Here is a 19304-nt window from a genome sequence, read left to right as displayed (position 1 = left end):
TAATATAATTCTGCCTTTTATCAGATTTTTTAATTGGCTTATTAAATCATCAAGCTGATTGATCTCCGTAATATACATGATTGGGCACGCATTTTTTCAGGGATATCGAGTTTATTATCGATAATGATTTCTAGACCGATATGCCCTTTTGAATCATATGAGAACCATCATCTTCCCAAATTTTCAACAATGTTATACCCGTGGTTTGCACGAAATTATCACCTCTATCTAATCATATCACCTACTCTACATGGCTATCCGATGATACACCAGAGCAAAAACACTACTTTTAAGGTTGTCGTGATTCCTATAGCTATTTTTTTACGGGTTCTTTATAAAACAAAAAAGCAACCTCCCTTTCGAGGTTGCTTTTGAGATGAAACAATCAATTTTGACCCAATATGTTAAAGTTATACGACCTATTTTCAGTCACGTTTACATCAGGAAACGATTCTATGCTCCTTACGTCAAAGAAGCTTTATAGATGGATTCCACGGAACTCGATAAAAGTTTGTTGAAATCTTGATCTGTTTGCTGAGCAACCAAGCTTTCTGCCAGAGCGCGGGAGAAGCTGGCAATAATTCCATGGTTGCGTGCTAACTTTTCGTTCGCTTCATCACGTTCATAACCTCCAGATAGAGCAACGACTCTTATCACATGAGGATGATCTACTAAATCTTTATAGAAATCATCTTTCGTAGGTAGTGAGAGCTTAAGCATTACTTTTACATTTTCATCAAGTGCAGACAGATGCTTATGCAGCTCCTCTTTCAGTATTTGTTCTGATTGTTGTTTATCCCTACTATAAATATCCACTTCAGGCTCGATGATCGGCATGAGACCTTTCGCAAAAATCTGCTTTCCAACTTCGAATTGTTGCTCTACCACTCGTTTAATTCCCTCAGGATTTGCCTCCTTAATAACGGAGCGCATCTTGGTACCAAATATACCCTTTTCATTCGCGCGATTGAGCAAACTATCTAGTTCTGGCATAGGTTTCATGACTTGAACACCATTTTGAAGGTCTGCCAGTCCTTTATCAATCTTGAGAAAAGGAACGATTCCTTTCTGTTCCCACAAATATTCACCAGTGAACTGTCCATCAATCTTGCGATCCATCGTATTTTCAAACAAAATAGCTCCTAGAATGTATTCAGAACTAAATGCTGGACTTTTAATGATCCGTGTTCTCATCTCGTGAACTAATGTATACATTTCTTCCTCATTGCTGTAACGATCTTCCTGTACACCATATTGGAGCAGCGCTTTTGGCGTACTTCCTCCACTCTGATCCAGTGCGGCAATAAATCCTTTTCCTGTTTCCATTCGTTTTAATTGCTCTGTATTCATTGTAGAACTCCTTCTTTCTCTAAGTACTTAATCTAGTCCAATAACTCGATCAGATCTATATTATTTGTATACCTCTACAACAAACATTTAACACATTCTATTCAAAACGAATCCCAAAACAAGCCTTTCCCACATTTTACATCAATGATAATACTAAGCATGTGCTAATACAGGTATACGGAATTTCGAATTCTTTTCTAACATAAAGTTAGCCTTAATAAACAGCACATCTTCATGATTATCTAACGAGCTATGTTCTACTTTCTCAATGAATTGATCCGGTGTGAAATGAAAGTGTATTGTTTCTGTTTGCTCATTCGAAATACGAGACAGGATATTTTGTAAATTAACTTCACGTTCACTCACTACATCATATAAATGTAATGTTTGACCTTCTTGTTGAAAAACAATTATCGCTTTGTCCTCTTGAGAGTAATATATGGATTCGGAAAATACATTTAATGCGTAGAACATAAAGAGTCCCTGGTTATTGCTGACACCGAAGTGTTGCGAAATTGGTTTACGGGACAAAACCATTTGTTTGATCCATTCTAGGTCTTCTCTTTTAGAACAATCGAGTTTGCGTAAGGTATTCTTATTTCCCGAAGTAGGAAGAAACTCTAGTTTAAATTGTGATTCAGGAGCAGCTTCAAAATTAAACCTTGGATAAAAATCAATCGCAGTGTGATTAGCAAACAAGAAAAATATATCGCATTCTTGCTCGTACATATGTAGGACATGCCGTATCAAAGCGCTTGAAAGCCCTCTCCCTCTAAATTCTGGATGAGTAATAACCGTCCCAATCTGAATCGCTCTTTTGCTGGACCCATTAATCACCAAATCCATTTTACTAACAGAAACATTAGACAAGATTACATTATCCTTAACCAATGAATAACAAATGTAACGGTCATCCCAAAATCCCTTCTGGTACCAATCTTCAAAATCTATGCCAAAAACGAGGTTCGTTAATTGATGAAAACAATCTCTGTAAGCTTTGTTATCTTTATAATTGCAAACAAGTTCAATTCCAGGCTCTAATCCCTCATGAAAAATCATTAATTTCACCTACTCTTCTTATAAATATCATTTCTAGATTACCTTATGTAGTTTAATACTCAAGGTAAATAATAGTTATACTTAAATGTTTTCTGAAAATATGATCTTCCTCGATAATCAATATATATTCAATATAATTAATCACTCGAAATTTTTCATCAACCGACACCTCTAAAATAGGATTCCTTCAGTTTATCTAGCGCGATAAAACACTAATAGTGTCATATTTTAATGTAGTTTTTTGAATGAAAAACAAACAAAATATATTCTTTTATATGCTTTTGTCGAAGCTATTGAAATGTATATATAAATATAATAAATATGGTTTATGGAATAAACGCGAACTGGAAATTGCGATACATAAATTACAACACATTCGTAAGGAGGTGATTTGTAAGCGCATACTGTTTTGCCAATACACCATTTTAAAAGGAGATGTGAAATCTGTGATTCGAAAATTAACTGTCCTGAGTATGGCTCTAGTATGTACGCTTTCCCTATCCTTCGGGGCAACCGTATCTGCAACGTCTGCAACCGATTCTTCGGAAGCTAAATCGCATAAGAGTTCCATAAAGTGGCCTAAAGATCAAGAGCTTCCCACTTTTGCAAAACCAAAGCGTTTAGATGTTGCTAATGTTTACAAGGAATCAGGAGACATTAAGCTGCTTCTGACCTCACTTCAAGGAATCGTCAACCGGGAGGAGCCACGGATCTATGTACAACAAAATGAAGTTGATCCTTGGATTCAGGATCTGGAGGTTCCTTTCAAACTTCATGACAATGTTATGGATGTCTTTAAGGCCTATGCAAAAGAAGTAAAAGGCATCATCGTATACGATCCTGCAATACCGGATTCCATCAACGTTGCCTCTACCCTCGCCGGATTAAAAGATGCTGTTGTCGCAAGCCCTGAACTGGCAAAACAATTGACTGCCAAACCCTATCGCCTTAAAGTGCTAGATGATTTACAAGGTAAATTTAAAGATCGCTTGGATGCATATACTTGGCAGTATGAGAATCTATGGAGCCAAACGACTAAACGAATGTTAGTCGGATTAAGTCCAAACACATCGATACCCATGCCACCAAATAACTTTGACTCATTCAGCACAGTGGCGATAGAAAAAGAACAAGTGCGGGATGGCAGCAATCGTAAAACCTATGACCTTGACCTCAGTTCTCTTGTAGGTACAGAGGCGGTTTATCTTCGCTTTCAGGATGCATTCCCGCAAGATGGCTGGGGCCCTGCGGTACACGAAATAACCGTGAAGGCTGATGGAAAGGATATTATCAATTTTAAAACAGGCACATCTGAAGAAGAATCCTATCTCTATGACAGGCAGAACTCCAAGTTTTTACCGGGAAGTGATCATCGATTCGCAGATAACGGTAACTACTTTGTGTATGAATTCATGCCTCCAGCAGACACAAAAGAGTTAACTGTATCCGTAGATATGCGTAATCAATTTAACGTGTCAGCTAGTAATGTAAAACCTTTTTCGTCTGAAGAAAAAGAACCTTACGGATACCTTCGTGATTACGCAATCGCCAATAAAGCAATGATTTTCTGGCTATCTACCGATGTACCAGAACAAAGGGCTCTATTTGAAAAAATACTATCCGAGGTGGATCAGGGGACACCGTATTTAGGATGGTTTGCTAACGACTTTGAAGGTGAAGTCGCCGGCATCGATATTACCTCAAAGCATGGCGTATATGTTGTACCATCAGACTGGTTCCATAATATGACTGTATTCTCGGGCACGAAGTTGAAAGAGAAACAAAAAGCGAAACCAGTTACGCCTGAATTAAACAATAAAATTTATGTTACTTTCACCTTTGGTGAAGGCGACAACTTACAATATGATCAGAATCATATGCGCAATCTATGGGAGGACCCGGCACGCGGTCAAGTTCCAATTAACTGGACTTCCAGCCCACTACTTTATGATGCGGCCCCTGCGATCCTTAACTATTACTGGTCCACTGCTACCGATAATGACCAGCTTGTCGCAGGTCCGTCTGGAGCAGGGTACTTCAGTCCGCAGGTGTGGCCAGAAACCTCAATCAAAGACTTCATGAAGGACTCGTATCCATATCTTAAGAAATCCAATATGTCTTTCCCTTATGTACTAAATAGGGAACTTGATAAGGATATACCGCTTACTGAATCTATTGCTGAAGCTTATGAAAAGTACCTAAAAGTTCCAGGTCTCTTCTTGGGTGCCGGAGATAAGATGGGTGTTGAAATTGTTAATGGTACGCTGCCTGTATCTATGCTTCGTGGGGTTGCGACGGTTCAAGACGGAAAAGACATACTGAAAGAATTTAAAGAGAGCTGGGATGGCAACTCACCAACCTTCATCTCCGTAGGGATTAATGCATGGAGCATGAGGCCTTCAGACGTACTCGCTATTGCAGAATCACTCGGATCTGAATATGAGGTGGTAAGAGCAGATCAGTATTTCTCGCTTATCCGTGAAGCGAATGGACTTCCAGTTAAGCCTTAGTATAACTGTAGGACATATGAAAACAACCTTGGTCGGGCATTCCCGACTAAGGTTGTTTTGTTTGATTATGTCAAATGTTAATGTAAAGGACTACACCTTCTTTCCATTAACACCCGAACGACTATTTTCAACAATGTATTATCCAAATGTTTTATCAATAAGTCGCCGTACTATTTTCACTTGTCCCGTTATACCAGAAGGCAGCGGGGTTTTACCATATAAGTTCTCAAGTGTGTTGGCAATTTGAAGGGTTACCTTATTCTTGCCTTGTTCAACATAAGGTGAAATATCCCAGCGATAAGGTGGCCATAATTTTACCCCTGCATCCTTATCATTCACGAAAAGACGTACAGTTTCACGGATATCCTCTGCTTCCAGCCACCATTCTTCATTCACAGAGATATCCAACTGCCCCACATCTATTTGCTGCGTATAGCAGATCACTCCAGAATAGTAAGGATAACCAGCAGTGCTCGCATCTCCTGACACTCGCGCTTGTTCGGTTGTTAATGTACGATCGTGGACAGCAAACGGACCAATAAGATAAGCCGGAAAAGATATCGCTGGCATCGGTTCAAGCAAAGATACCATTAGGATTTCAAGCTCATTCTCTCCTATCTCCAGATGAGATGTTATATTGACACTCTGATAGTAGTTATCCTGCCACCTCGAGGGTAATAACGCCTGCTGACGCACACCATTCACAAAGATCTCAATATTGCGCCTGCGCTGTAGAAATCCGATATGTGCTGGAATCTTTTGCTCTACTTCATCTAGAATAAGTTCGATTTTGCCTAGATCTCCTTGAACAGAATCTCCTGTATCTTTTGATGAATAAAGTTGATGCTTCAACGCCTCTGTTATGATGAACTTCGTTCGATAGGTGTTCACTTGGCCAGGCATAATAGCGTTCATTCTCGACTGTCGATCGTTAAGAGTAACTTGCCATTCATCCAGTAATAACACATTAGGATCTTTTGTTTTGAACTGCCACTTATCATCAAGCAGGATTTCATCCTGTGTGAAGAACTTCCCTTCCTTATCTTTTTCTGTAGGAGTAATGGTGTTCTTTGCCGGCGATACGGCAATAATGCGAAGTTCCCCTGCTGCAAAAGAGATTACACCATTCTGTGGTAACGGCTGAATGCTTCCACTTTCCAAACACCACTCTTGTGAGTTATCCCGGTTTGTATCCTTATCGATTCTTATCTTCACGGTCTGCTCAGACCAATTCATGAGCCACACGAAGTGCTGATCTTCTACCTGACGCTCAACCATGATAAGATCTTCGATCTGCCCTTCCATCATGCTCCAAGATAATGAAGCATGGTTACGAAGCATTCCTTTTAAATCACCGCAAAAGATCTCTAAAGACTCCCTAGTTGCGGCTTCATCCGTTAGCTCGTTTAAGTCATAGAACAAACTGTACCCTTTACCAACAGAGTTCTGTTCCCCATGCTCTTGTTTGTCACCGAATAACGTCTCCATATATTTTGCAAGTTCCGGATCTTGCCGTCTTACTTCACTGTCCATCGGAATTCGATTTAATGCAATGAGAGTCCCGCCACTGTTCACAAAAGTAATTAACTTAGCTGCAATGTCCTTTGACAACACTTGGATCTCAGGCATGATTATGATCGGATATCCGGGCTGACCCTCTCTAAATATGAATCCCTCACCTTGGGTAATCTGTGCTTCTCTCAGTTGACACTCATCTACGTAATCGTAATCAACTGAGCATCGCAGCATTCTATCCGATAGACGTGAGAACAACACATCCGACAAGGGATGTACATTCGCCTGACCAGACACAAACATATCTTGGTACACCGTATGAATCGGGGATAATAACAGTACTTCAGGTGATCGCTTCCCATGAGTTCCAAGCAGACTCAATCTTGCAATATAATCGGCAAATGTACGGTAATGATTCCAATGCGGAGCATGCTTGAATTCTGTAGGTGGAAAGTCCGTCTTCCGATAACCCGCAAATGAATAATAAAAAGCATGTGGAATAAACAGGTTCACTCCCAAAAAGGCCATAAAATTAGCATCCAGCCTTCGCTGGCGCATCGAATACGCATGACCGCTTGCCCCAAAGGATTCGCAAATGACTCGTTCCTTCTTTTCGAGCTGAGCGACAGATGCCGCTGTCTTTACGGATACGATGCGATACGGATTCTCCTTCGTTCCAATACCAGGTGTCAGATAATCGACCCCAGCATAATGAAATTGCTGCAATACCCTGGTTTGATTGCCCTGAGACCGTGCTTGGCCCCATACGGGTTCTTCCAGCGTATGACCAATGTATAGCAGCCTCTGACGTTCGCACCACGAACGAATTGCAGCATGATAACCATCGACATACCAGCGGGAAATCGTGTCATAATATTGCTGTCTTGTAGTCCGGCTGCTATCAGCCATGTTATATAGCAAAGCCCCAAGCCTTGGTACCAGATGGTACCCATTCTCCTGCTGAAACCTTTTCTCCATGTCACGAGTCCAAGGCAATACCACTCCAGGCAATGTGGCGTTCACATTGTGAACTTCGGTTCTTATCGCTTCCGTACCGAAAAAACCATCATGGATCATGAGCCCCGGTTCATCTGTAAACACACCTTGGATTGTCGTTCCGAAATGTTCTTGCAGCTGTAAGAATGGTTCATATGACATTCGGATAAACGCTTGAACCGCTTCCGGATTCAATGTATCCAAGTAATACCCATTCTTAAATGTGATCCCTTCTGCAATTTCACATGACCAGCATGCCAAAATAATATAAGGCTCGTTCGTATCCGGTTTCCATTCCTCGCCGAGCATATTCGAAATATCTTGTGCTTCACCACACAGCAACCACTCTTCACCCTGCTGTATGGCACGATACGCTAATATAGCGATAAGCTCATTATTATCATATGAGGAATAATCCAAATGTAATGCCCCTTGCTGCATACCGGGTATATATCTGCGTTCTTCCATCCTCATGTATCTCATACGATATTCCGGGTACTGGCGTGTTAATTGACCACCCAGCGTTCCACTCGGCCAATTCTCCTCATCATATAGCCAGACCACCATATTTCGTTTATGGCACTCCTGAGTACAGAACTCCAAAACTTCCATAAACTCTGTAGAAAGGTAGGAAGTCTGCAAACCATGTCGAGCGTGAAGAACAACACCGCCCACACCTTCCTCATGCATGGCCTGAATTTGCTCTTTAAGCTCTTGTTTATTGAGAGTATGGTTTAAAAACCAAAAAGGCTGAGGCCGATATACGGCCTCAGGAGATAAAAATTGTTCCATCAATCGATTATGATCTATTGCTATGCGTTTCTGCATTTCGATCACCCGATTTCACTAAGTTTATCGTCTGTTCTTTCATTAGCAATTGAATAAAAAACCCACCTACAACCGATCGATTCTGGAAATTGATCTGAGTCCCTTTTATCGTATCATACCAATCGGTAACGGGAACTCGGCTCGAAGTTTCATTCATGAAATCCCACAAGGGAGCAATCAATTGTTCAAACTGCGCCTGAGATGAACTCATGGAAGCACACCACATCAACCAATCCGCCTTCGTATACGTATCACGACTATCCAGCGGAACACCATACTCATTCTGACGTTTCGTATAGTAATTCAGCTCTTTCATCGCGATTTCCTTCGGGAACAGATTCAGTCCAAGCAATTGATCCCATACTAGATTGTACTTCATGCTCCAGCTATTATGATCACTGTCAAAAGTAAGCTTATAGTGATCCCCTGCGTCCGCCATGGATACCCATTCACTTGCCATTTTCTGAGCAGCCTCTCGATAAGCAATACCATCCTCTATTCCAAGCATGTCACACATATAAGAATAGGCAGCGATTCCTAAAATAGCTTTTATAGATAGATTCGTATTGTGCGCCAAATGACCGGCGAAGTCATCCGTACATAACTGATTTTCCGGGTCCAGTCCATTTTGAAGTAAATACCCCGCCCATTTCGTGAGCAGCTCCCAATGATCTTTAGCAAAATCAGCATGCTTCTCATACTTCGTTACCGCAGCAGCCATGAGGAGCATATTTCCGCATTCTTCGATCGGCATTTGATATTCCAGTTTATTCTCTCCATAGACTTGACCGTTGGCTTTCGGGTACGTGCCCACATCATGAGGCGCAAATTCAAACTTCCAATCACCGCTCTTCGCATATTTGTATATCGGTCTCATCATACCCTTGACGAGCTCTGTATTATATCTTAGGTATAGCGGTATCGATGGATAACTTACATCTACGGTAGCGATACAGCCATTACTAAAATTTTCTTTAGAGAAAAACAAAACATCGCCTGAAGAGTCTAATACAAGTTTATGTGCAGCGATTGATTGTCTGTACGTTAATGCCAAAATGTCCTTATATTTCTCACCGCCTGCAAGAGTACTCTCTGACCTCAGTTCCTGATTGAAGCGATCACATCTTTGAACAATTTCTTCGTACTCCTCTGCAGCAGTCAGCAACATTTCAGGAAACGTCACTCCCTGTCTCTTCCAGTACGGATCAAGTGGTTCATTAAAATATTCAATGGAATGCACATCATCATATGCGAGCATCAAAAACCGGGATTCGGGTTCACTTTGAATGGTTCCTAAATCCAGTTCGACTGCCATCACAGGCATATTGTCCTCGGCTGCACGCGGTTGATTGAGATCATCTTGTGAAGGAAACACACCTGAGCTCACATACTGCTGACGGCTTGCAGCGGAATGAAATACGGTTTTGTTCTCCTTAGATTGAGGAACCACGAGATGCATGTAACCCCAATCAATTCTCGTATCATCTCCGGAACGCTGAAGCAGTGGCTGATCCACAGTTCCCATAAACAGGGTTATCAGTTCACCTTCAATGGACTGACGTTCCCATTTTATATGCTGATCTGGCGTATTCACGCACCATTCGCCTGTGACATCAAAATAGATTTTCACTTGATGCGACTGTCCATCAACAGCTCGAACATAAAAACTCACATAAGTGACAGGTCTAGATAACAAATCAAGATCACTTAACAATAAGGGAGTTGTGAAATGAACTTCCAGTTCAACGCCTTCCCCTTCAAAGGTATACTTCGTCGTAACCGGTTCAACCAACAAATGGGTCTGAATGAGAACATCCGGATCCTGTTCACCTAGTTCAAATTCATCCTGATCACTCAGCCTACCCATGAATCTCTTCGGCTTGCCATCAATGATGATGATACCAACCATTCCATTGCTTTTGTTCGTCCAGTGGCGAGTATGATCATCGTATAGATGGTCAGCTGCTGACCAAACATTGAAATAGGGATCTACCGTTACTAATGGTACAGAAGGGGGTCTGAAACTCTTTTCCATGCCGCTACAACTCCTCAAATGGATATTTTTTAAGATTCTAGCACTTCCCGTTTTCCGATCAGTTAGGCATCTTCACAGTTACAGCTTCTTTATCCTTCATATTATCGTTTGTATATTGCATCGCTTTGTCATAGCCGGTATTTTTCATCTGATTGCGGAGTTCATTGATAATTTTAAGTGCTGCTTCGTCTGATTTTGCAAAAACGGCTTCTTTCCAAGCATCCCCCATCCGATCCATGGATGGCTTGAGCATTTCCCACTCGGGAGCGAGCGACATGACATCACTAGGATTGTAGGCACTGATGACCTGAATACCATTTGGACGAAGGATCTTACGTGCTTCCTCCATGGCTTGTTGCCGTTTCTGATCTGCCCATATATCCCCACCGCCTACCGAATTAATCCGGTCAAGTCCGGTAAGCGATTCCAAACCGTTATACATTCCTTCGTTTCTGCGAGTTTTGCCTGTTTGATCCGCATTTATTTTGTTAAACCATTCTTGATTCGCAACTGGTTTTCCATCCTTCATATCCCAATGAACGCCTTGAACACCGTATCTAGCGAGCATAAAACCTTCATCGGAAGCCATAAAATCAAGAAACTTCAGCGCAGCATCAACACATTCATCTTTACAAGCTTTGGTAATTGCAGTCACGTTGTTCCCTTGAATACCGAGATCTACCGGCCGATCTTGTTCAACGTCAGCCCGCTCCATCGGACCCAGTGGAACATACTCGCTACCTGGGTGAGAAGAGAGATACTCTAAAGAAGCATCATAGATCGCTGGGAAATGCGCAGCTAAAATAGCAACACGGCCCTGATTGATTTTTTCCTTTGCGATCGGGTCAGTCTGTGTGAATAATTCAGGATCCATGAGCCCTTCCTCTAACAGTTTACGGTAGAATATAGTGTACTCTTCGTAACCTTTAGAGAAGAAACTATGCTCAAGGGTGCCATCCCCTTTATCCACGTAATCAGCACCACCGTAAAACATCGTATTTCCAATGGCAACAGCCCAGCCATTACTGAAAGCGCCTAGAGGAAATACAGGTTGACCGTTCTCTTGAAGATTGGCATCTTTGATTTTCTTCAGGAATTGATAGAAATCATCTTTCGTCACTACGGACTGTGGATCTACACCCACTTTTTCAGCGATATCTTTGCGTACATAAAAGCCATACAACCAGTCCATCGCATCTTCATTGGTAGCAGGTTGGTTCTGAAAGAGTAAAAACTTTTTGCCATCGTAGGCATCAATCGCTTTTTCATATAAAGCTGGAGGCACATTTTCTTTTGCAATAGATTTCGCAAGGTTCGGATACTCACTCAATTTATCTGAAAAATCAACCAATTGACCCTCTTTAGCAGCCTTAATGACGCCGTCTAGTTCTCCACCCCAGGCCGGTCCCGTATAGATGTCAGGAAGATCCTGAGTTGCAAAGATCGTATTTACCTTTTCAGCTTCGCTTCCTTTCGTATACTCCCACTCAATCTTGACGCCCGTTTTTTCTTCAATCACTTTCTCGACAGGAGACATATCTTCTGACCCAACCGATCCGTTCCAGTTATGCAATAATTTAAGGGTATAGGATTTATCTCCGGATTCCCCTTTCTGAGCTGTGTCTGAACAGCCGATGAGTAACCCTCCAACAAGTGTCAGAACACATAGTGCGGATGCGCTTTTCAACATAATCCTTTTCAATTCAATCTCCTCCTGAATTATGGATATCCACTACTTTGGGCTAAAACTTTCCTAACGGGTTAATACACTAGCCTTTCACAGAGCCGATCATCACTCCTTTTACAAAAAAACGTTGCAGGAACGGATAAATACACAATATCGGGAAGACCGTAATGACAAGCAGTGCCATACGAAGGGACTCCGGCGTTGCCCCAGCTCCGCTCATTCCGCCTACCGTCTGTCCGCCTTGCTGGGCTGCTCGCTGCATGGAGTTAGATAATGATTCCGCTTCAGTCAGCATTTCTTGCAGCAAAGTCTGCACTGGAATTAGATTTTTATCCGAAACATAGTACGCACCTGAAAACCAGTCGTTCCAGTGGGCAACACCGATAAACAGTGATATTGTCGCAAGCACCGGACCAGATAGTGGCAAAATAATGCGTAGAAAGATTTGAAAATCGCTGTAACCGTCGATACGCGCTGATTCTTCCAGCTCTTCCGGAATTCCTTGCAGGAAGGTCCGAAGGATGACGATATGCATGAAGTTATAAAGCAATGGAAGTACATACACCCAAAACGAATTGATGAGATGGAGCTTTTGTAAGGTAATAAAGTACGGAATGAACCCGGCGCTGAAGATGGTAGGCAGGAAGATATAGAAGGTGAAAAAAGTGCGTCCAGGCAGTGTTCTTTTGGACAGAGCGTAAGCCATCAGTGTACACAGCAACACATGCAGGAATGTTCCGATCAACGTGCGCATAATCGTGATACCGTAAGCCCGCCAAATCCGTTCATTGTCGAATACTTGAGCATAGTTTTCTAGCGTAAACTTACGAGGCAGAAAATAAATCGCCCCCAGCATTGAATCTTTGCCGTCATTTAGTGAATAAGCCAAAATGTAGATAAAAGGATAAATCATAGAAAAGGCAACCACTGCGAGAACAATATAATTAACAATCGAGAAAAAAGACCAATTCCGTTTCATATCGTCACCTCCTTAGAACAGGGATACGTCACTGACTTTTCGAGCAATCCGGTTAACAGTCAAGACCAGAATGAGACCAATTACACTTTGGAACAATCCAACTGCCGCGGCGTAACTTAATCGTCCTTCACGGATACCCGAATTGATGGAATGCACATCCAGCACACTGCCCATGCTTGCCGTTGCAGGACCATTTAGGAGAAGCAGCTGCTCATAGCCGGCGTTCATCAAACTTCCGACCGCCAGAATAAACAAAATGATCGCAACATTGCGAATGCCCGGAAGCGTAATATGCCAGATTTGACGAAAACGACCGGCACCGTCGATCTTCGCAGCTTCATACTGCTGCTGATCAATCCCCGCAATGGCAGCCATAAATATAATGGAGTTCCAACCGATGTTCTTCCAAATGTCAGATCCGACAATCATTTGATAAAACCAGGTTGGATTGTTGAGGAACTGAAATGGCCCCGTACCTAGATTTACAAGTAGGTCATTAACGGGTCCCCCATATGGAGTCAAAAGTCTTTGCATGAGGGTTACGACTACAATCCAAGATACGAAGTAAGGTAAGTAGGATAGGGTTTGGACTGTTTTTTTGAATTTCAAATTACGAATTTCATTGAGTAAAATAGCGAGAATAATTGGCATCGGGAAACCAATGAGCAGTTTCATTAAACTGATAACGACCGTATTACGGATAATGGCTCCGGACTGATAATAGTTAAAAAACTGTTCGAAATACTTAAACCCTGCCCACGGGCTTCCCGTAAAGCCGCCTTGAAATGTGTAATCTCTAAAGGCAACTTGGATTCCGAAGAGTGGTACATAGGAAAACAGTAAAAACCAAATGATACCCGGCAGCATGAACAAGTAAAACAACTTATGCTGCCATATCCGTTTCATCAAACGACTCTTGGCGTTCCGATGATTGATCACATTTCCACCTCCTTTACCGGGGTGGCAAACCCCTTTTACGCCGATTAAACTCTTGCTTTCACACGTAGTGTTACAATCTCAAAAGGTGTGAACGACAAGGCTATTTCCGTATCCTTGTTTACTTGAAGCGGAGATATGATCGTCTCCATTAAATCCACAATCCATGCTTCTGACATATCAAATCCAGTACGAATCGTCGTCTGAATTCGGGATCCCGACGTTTCATAGAGACGAATGATCATGTCATCACTATCCTCCGCTTTTTTGACCGACTCCACCATGACATGCGGATGCTCGATTTGGAGTAATGAAATTGTATCCGGGAGCAGGTTCTGAGCTTGATCAGACGGTGCAGCTAGCGAGACCAGTCGAAGCGGAATGTTCAGTTCATTACCTCTTCTATAGATTTCAGCTTGTACATGGTCTCCTTGATGCGGATATAAGGAATAAGTAAATGTATGTGCAGAACGATCTGCATCCGGATCAGGATAAGAGGAACTTCTGAGCAAATTAAGGTCTAGGATGTTATTTCTTGCCCGATGTCCATATTTGCAATCATTCAGCAGTGCGACACCATAATCCGGTTCAGATAAATCGATCCACTGATGTGCACAAATTTCGTCCTTCGCAAAATCCCACATCGTATTGCGATGTGTAGGTCTGCTCAAATTACCGAATTGTATTTCGCAATGGACGCTGTCCGAACGAACATCAACTGGAAAAGAAGTGCGGAGCATTTTATCGTCCTCCTTCCAATCCACAACGGTCTCAAAATCAATGCGACGGCTGCCCTCTGTAAGAACAACGATCTGGCTCAGCTTGGATTCCCCATAGATATAATCGAAAATCAATCCAGCTCTTGGACCGTCCGTCAACATATTCACATCTATCAGTGTTAGCCGCATTCCTGAATCTGCGGAATAATCATGCGGGAAGTCCCAGGCATCTCCTCCATCGTGATAAATACGAAGTGCATTACCCTCGTATCCTTGAGGGATGACATTCCGTGTTTCAACTTTGTCAAAGATCGAGCATATCGCTCCATTTTCATCAAACTTTATGGTGAAGATATCATTCTCTAGGGTCCGCTCTACAGACGATGCATGCAGACCCTTCCAATCTGTTTCTGCAAGTGTCACCTCTTCTGCTCGGGCAGCGTTATCATTTTGGGACATCACCGTGTATCCCATGGAAGGAACCTGTACATTTCGCCAATGCCCGTTAACATGAATCCATTCCTTTCGCTCCCAAGGCAGCGAATTGAAGATAACCACTTTCTCAGAATCTTCTATCATAGAAGAAACTCGGTGTGTAAGTTCGCTGTATGTCTCCGTTATCATGGTCTCCGTCTGTTGCAGCAGCGCTTCATAACGTTCCAATGACTCGTCATACACTCGCTTGATTGATGATCCAGGTAAAATATCATGGAACTGGTAGAGTAGAACTTCCTTCCAGATGTTCTCCAAAGTTTCGGCTGGATAAGGTTTCCGAATCATGCCTGCGGCAAGGACAGAAGCAAATTCAAGCTCACGCAGCGCCTTCTCCATTTTTCGGTTATAACGTTTGCTACGCGCTTGGCTCGTCAGTGTACCTTGATGTTTTTCTAGATAAAGTTCACCACGCCACGTCTGTAATCGCTCTCTTTCCTCATTCAAACGCTCGAAAAATCTCCATGATGGTTCCTGTACGACAGGTGATAGACCTAATAAATTTTTCTCACGTGCCAAGCGCTCCAGATGTTCTTCTCCTGGTCCACCGCCGCCGTCTCCAATACCGAACAACATGAGGCAATGTTCCGATACATTTTTATCAAGGTAATTCCGCTCTGCCTTAACGATCGACCGAGGAGCAGCCGGACTATTATAAGTATCCTCAGGAGGCATATGTGTTAACACCGATGATCCATCGATTCCTTCCCATAGGAAAGAATGGTGGGGATGACGGTTATATTCACTCCAAGATAATTTTTGGGTCATCATATAATCCACGCCGGATTTCTTGAGGATCTGTGGCAAGCTCGCTGAATAACCGAATACATCCGGCATCCAGAGTGACTTCACCTCCATACCAAACTCTTGCTGAAAATATCGCTTGCCATATAGAATTTGCCGAACGAGAGATTCGCCTCCGGGAACATTTGTATCCGACTCAACCCACATCGCTCCTTGCGGTTCCCATCGTCCTTCCCTCACTCGTTGTTTGATTTTTGCATACAATTTGGGATAATGCTGCTTCATCCAGTCGTAAAGCTGCGGCTGGCTTGCACCAAACACATAATCAGGATAACGATCCATCATCTGCAGAACGGTTGAAAATGTTCTAGCTCCTTTACGAATCGTTTCTCGTATCGGCCAGAGCCATGCGAGATCCATATGTGCGTGTCCGACAGCACTAATATTCACAACCGGATCACCGCCTCGCATGGACAGCTGTTTGCTTAGCAAGCTTTGTGCTTGATTGATGCAATCTTCGGTTTTTTGCCTGAGTAGTAAAGAGACCTCATATAAGGTTTGATAGATTCTTTCTTTTCGCGCTGTACCTGCTGGAAGCTGTTCTGCTGTTTCTAGGAGCACTTCAGCATCGTAATAGAGCTTACGTATATCTTCTCTGCAGACGGCAATTAACGCTTCATGTAATGTTCCGCCGCGATATTTTCCGAACAAGTCATTATTTCCAGCGTCAGCCCATAACTCAATTCTGCCCCCATCCACATCAGGTTCACGAATATCAACCACTCGTTTGCCAGGAAGACCGAGGGAAAAATCAAATTCTGAATTGATGGTAGTTAAGCCTTGTATAGGTGTGCCCTCGTCGTCAACGAGACAAAGTTCTCCATTTACGTCCAGCAATAGAACTATTTTTTTATGAGATTCGGATTGTGGAATATGTCCAGTAAAACGAAACCATGCACAATCCCATAGCTCACCCCAGCGTTCACCATGCGTAAGTGTAATTTCAGTTCCTGACCTTCTTTCTTCGTATGGAACCGGCTCAGACGTAACCCATGCAGTCACCTCGAGTTCTGCAATCGGTTGATAGATGGATTCCCGAAGTTTCGTAACCATTTGTTGTAATTGCTCTGGTCTTATTGGTTCATAAGGCATGATGTGCTCTCCTCCCTTGTTGATCTACCTATTTACTGTTTTGGATTCCAGTTCACCAGAACATCTGTCGCACTTCCGCTACTATGTTCATATTGGAGTAACACTGTCCTTGTGTCCGCATCCCAGTGGAATACGCTAGGTATTTCCTTATCTTCACAAACATAGAAGGCAGTTAATGGCTTAGACTCACAATAGAACCTTGCAGTTGCAGTTAGATTGGACGGACCTCTCGCCTTGAAGCTGAAGCCTGTATCCGAATAAGATAACTCTTCAACTCTTGAGGAAGCAGAAATAAGGGATACTTCTCCTTTCGCTGGCCGACCCGCTTCAATATCGTACAGAAGCGTTTGCTCACCGATATTCAAGCTCACTTCGCTCATAATGGACAAATTAGAATCAAACAAGTCGATAACCGGACCCGTAATCACCAGTGGAGCATTCGTAATCGATTCTTCCAGTACAGAAGCGATGATATAAGGTCCTCGTTTGATTTTGAAATAATGCTTCGTTTTCCAGTGGAAGTCTGCACCATGAAGTGCCTCTATTGTCTTTTTAACAGACTCACGGAGTCTATCGGCTCCTTCTTTCGTCGCTGCGCATTCAACCGGATCCATAGATAGCCAGCTGACCATCCCTTTTCCACTGCCATACATCCCTGGAAGCTTGCCCTCAAGTCCGAGCTGTTCGAACAAATGCTCACGTGGAGATCGATAAACCTCATGATTGTTTTCATTAAGCAAATCTTCATTCCACCATGCTCGAATGTGATGGTATGGATCGTTGTCATCACCTACATAGACCAAAACACCTCCATCCTGCACCCACTGGGCAAGAGCAAAGTGGAGATCCGGATGTTCTGGTTTCATGAACTCGTAGCTTAGAACCAAGACACGGTATGGATCTAAATAACGCGGAAAACGTCTTACATTATCGAGCTGTACAGGTCTGACGGGTATGCCGTATTTAAGAAGTGGCAAAGCAAGCCCATAGAACGGAGAAAAATCAAGCAACTCTGTATCGCCTTCCTCCATAAATCCATCCGGATCTGTACCGTCATACTTTCCCGCTTCAGGTGCTTCCGGGTCCAGTTTCATCCGCTGAAACATGGCAGAGTCCGCAATGAGAACTCCCACTTTGAGTGACTCTTCTTCTGTCTCAATTATTTCTTGATCCATATTCCCAAGCGTGTGCATGACTTGAAGCAGCGTTGTCGCATAAGCAGCTGGAATAGGCTCTTTGCCATTCCCACTGTCGGAAGGATAGGTTCCCTTGAAGATTCTTCTTGGCCAAGGAGCAACCTCAAAATGAGATACCCCAGGATGTAGAAGTGATGCTGCAACGGTCTTCAAATAATTCTGCTTGTAATCAGACCAGGTATGGTTTGGATTATCTTCAATAGGATCATGCAGAAACCACATACGGCGACCCGTTCCTCTAACCAACTCCTGCATGATGCCATATTCAAGGTACGCTGTTTCAAATGTACGTTCCTTCCGTATTCCTTCGTACACATTGGGAGTTCGCGATGTTCCAGTCCAGATTTGGGCTATGTATCCATCTACAGACGGCAGCTCAATCAATCGAGATTGCGGACTCACGATACGCCACTGTGTGTAATTGATGAGACTATGCGTTGGAACGTAAAACCGGAGAACTCGCCCGTAACGAGTTAACGCATAATCTTTCATCTCAGTACATAAGCGATCCAATACCCGAGTATATAAAAACGCTTTCAATTTGGAGGAGCGATACTGTGCGTCTGCGGAAACATGGGGAGGCATCCACGGTTCTTTGTAGTACAATTGCCACTCTCTTTTAAAGGATTCCGAATAACCGCCATTCACCCAAAATTCCGGCTCCTCTAGATGAATTGCCTCCACTCCAGAGTCTACAGCAATACGAATTCGGTCAGCGATGAAGCAGTTGAATGAAATCGTCGGAACCATGTACGGAATGACCGGTTCCTTACCATGTAGAATCATCTCTCCATTACGATCCGTTTGGGCTTCATCCCAATGGGTTATCCCATCAAATTCCCCATCCAAGTAGCTGTTATAAGTTCCCCAAGCTACCCCTGTCATTAAATGGACGATATACCCTTTTCCCTTCCATTGTTTAATACGCTCAGGCATCGACTCGTCAATTCCGTAAACCATAACGAAGTCCGTCTGCAAATCATAATCAGGGTGATAAGGTTCGGCTTCCTGGAATCCTGTTCTCTCTTCCTTACGGTCTCTAGGCAATGTAGTGACCTCCCTGCCCACATTTTATTTTATTTCCTTTTCCTACCATACGTTAACAC

Annotated in this window: 10 protein-coding genes; 1 reads left to right on the top strand and 9 read right to left on the bottom strand. The window is 42.9% G+C overall.

What is annotated here, in order from left to right:
• Positions 1–462: 462 nt before the first annotated feature.
• Positions 463–1350, bottom strand: coding sequence for a fructose bisphosphate aldolase (locus KFT32_RS05445; RefSeq protein WP_211746120.1), 888 nt, complete (start codon positions 1348–1350; stop codon positions 463–465).
• Between the two features lie 153 nt (positions 1351–1503).
• On the bottom strand, positions 1504–2409 hold the full coding sequence (locus KFT32_RS05440) for a GNAT family N-acetyltransferase (RefSeq protein ID WP_211746119.1): 906 nt from the start codon (positions 2407–2409) through the stop codon (positions 1504–1506).
• A gap of 446 nt (positions 2410–2855) precedes the next feature.
• On the opposite strand from KFT32_RS05440, the gene KFT32_RS05435 reads away from it, so the two are divergent.
• Positions 2856–4919, top strand: coding sequence for a GxGYxYP domain-containing protein (locus KFT32_RS05435; RefSeq protein ID WP_211746118.1), 2064 nt, complete (start codon positions 2856–2858; stop codon positions 4917–4919).
• Positions 4920–5057: 138 nt separating this feature from the next.
• Here KFT32_RS05435 and KFT32_RS05430 read toward each other — a convergent pair whose 3' ends face one another.
• From KFT32_RS05430 to KFT32_RS05400, 7 genes are all read right to left on the bottom strand, one after another.
• Positions 5058–8258 carry a glycosyl hydrolase gene (locus KFT32_RS05430; protein ID WP_211746117.1) on the bottom strand — a complete coding sequence of 1067 codons (3201 nt, stop codon included), beginning with the start codon at positions 8256–8258 and terminating at the stop codon, positions 5058–5060.
• Positions 8230–10293, bottom strand: a complete 2064-nt coding sequence (locus KFT32_RS05425) for a glutaminase family protein (protein WP_211746116.1) — start codon at positions 10291–10293, stop codon at positions 8230–8232. The genes KFT32_RS05430 and KFT32_RS05425 overlap by 29 nt, the downstream gene beginning before the upstream one ends.
• Positions 10294–10351: 58 nt before the next feature.
• Positions 10352–11995, bottom strand: coding sequence for a type 2 periplasmic-binding domain-containing protein (locus tag KFT32_RS05420; protein WP_211746115.1), 1644 nt, complete (start codon positions 11993–11995; stop codon positions 10352–10354).
• Between the two features lie 67 nt (positions 11996–12062).
• A complete protein-coding gene (locus tag KFT32_RS05415; RefSeq protein WP_211746114.1) occupies positions 12063–12959 on the bottom strand; it encodes a carbohydrate ABC transporter permease in 897 nt (298 codons plus the stop codon).
• 12 nt (positions 12960–12971) lie between these two features.
• Positions 12972–13898, bottom strand: coding sequence for an ABC transporter permease (locus tag KFT32_RS05410; protein ID WP_349304862.1), 927 nt, complete (start codon positions 13896–13898; stop codon positions 12972–12974).
• Positions 13899–13942: 44 nt separating this feature from the next.
• Entirely contained in the window at positions 13943–17002 is a 3060-nt protein-coding gene (locus tag KFT32_RS05405) for an alpha-mannosidase (protein WP_211746113.1), read from the bottom strand.
• A gap of 32 nt (positions 17003–17034) precedes the next feature.
• Positions 17035–19245 (bottom strand): hypothetical protein, encoded by a 2211-nt coding sequence (locus tag KFT32_RS05400; protein ID WP_211746112.1) that lies wholly within the window; start codon positions 19243–19245, stop codon positions 17035–17037.
• Positions 19246–19304: the final 59 nt, after the last annotated feature.

Origin of the sequence: Paenibacillus sp. Marseille-Q4541, from assembly GCF_018310695.1 — a bacterium.
Lineage (GTDB): Bacteria > Bacillota > Bacilli > Paenibacillales > Paenibacillaceae > Paenibacillus.
Note: the sequence above shows the minus strand (reverse complement) of the source record. Positions and strands in the feature narration are given on the sequence as shown.

Bases quoted from the DNA above. Each gene is read 5' to 3' on its own strand.
- KFT32_RS05415 (WP_211746114.1), bottom strand. From the start codon at position 12,959: ATGAAACGGAATTGGTCTTTTTTCTCGATTGTTAATTATATTGTTCTC.
- KFT32_RS05425 (WP_211746116.1), bottom strand. From the start codon at position 10,293: ATGGAAAAGAGTTTCAGACCCCCTTCTGTACCATTAGTAACGGTAGAT.
- KFT32_RS05405 (WP_211746113.1), bottom strand. From the start codon at position 17,002: ATGCCTTATGAACCAATAAGACCAGAGCAATTACAACAAATGGTTACG.
- KFT32_RS05440 (WP_211746119.1), bottom strand. From the start codon at position 2,409: ATGATTTTTCATGAGGGATTAGAGCCTGGAATTGAACTTGTTTGCAAT.
- KFT32_RS05430 (WP_211746117.1), bottom strand. From the start codon at position 8,258: ATGCAGAAACGCATAGCAATAGATCATAATCGATTGATGGAACAATTT.
- KFT32_RS05445 (WP_211746120.1), bottom strand. From the start codon at position 1,350: ATGAATACAGAGCAATTAAAACGAATGGAAACAGGAAAAGGATTTATT.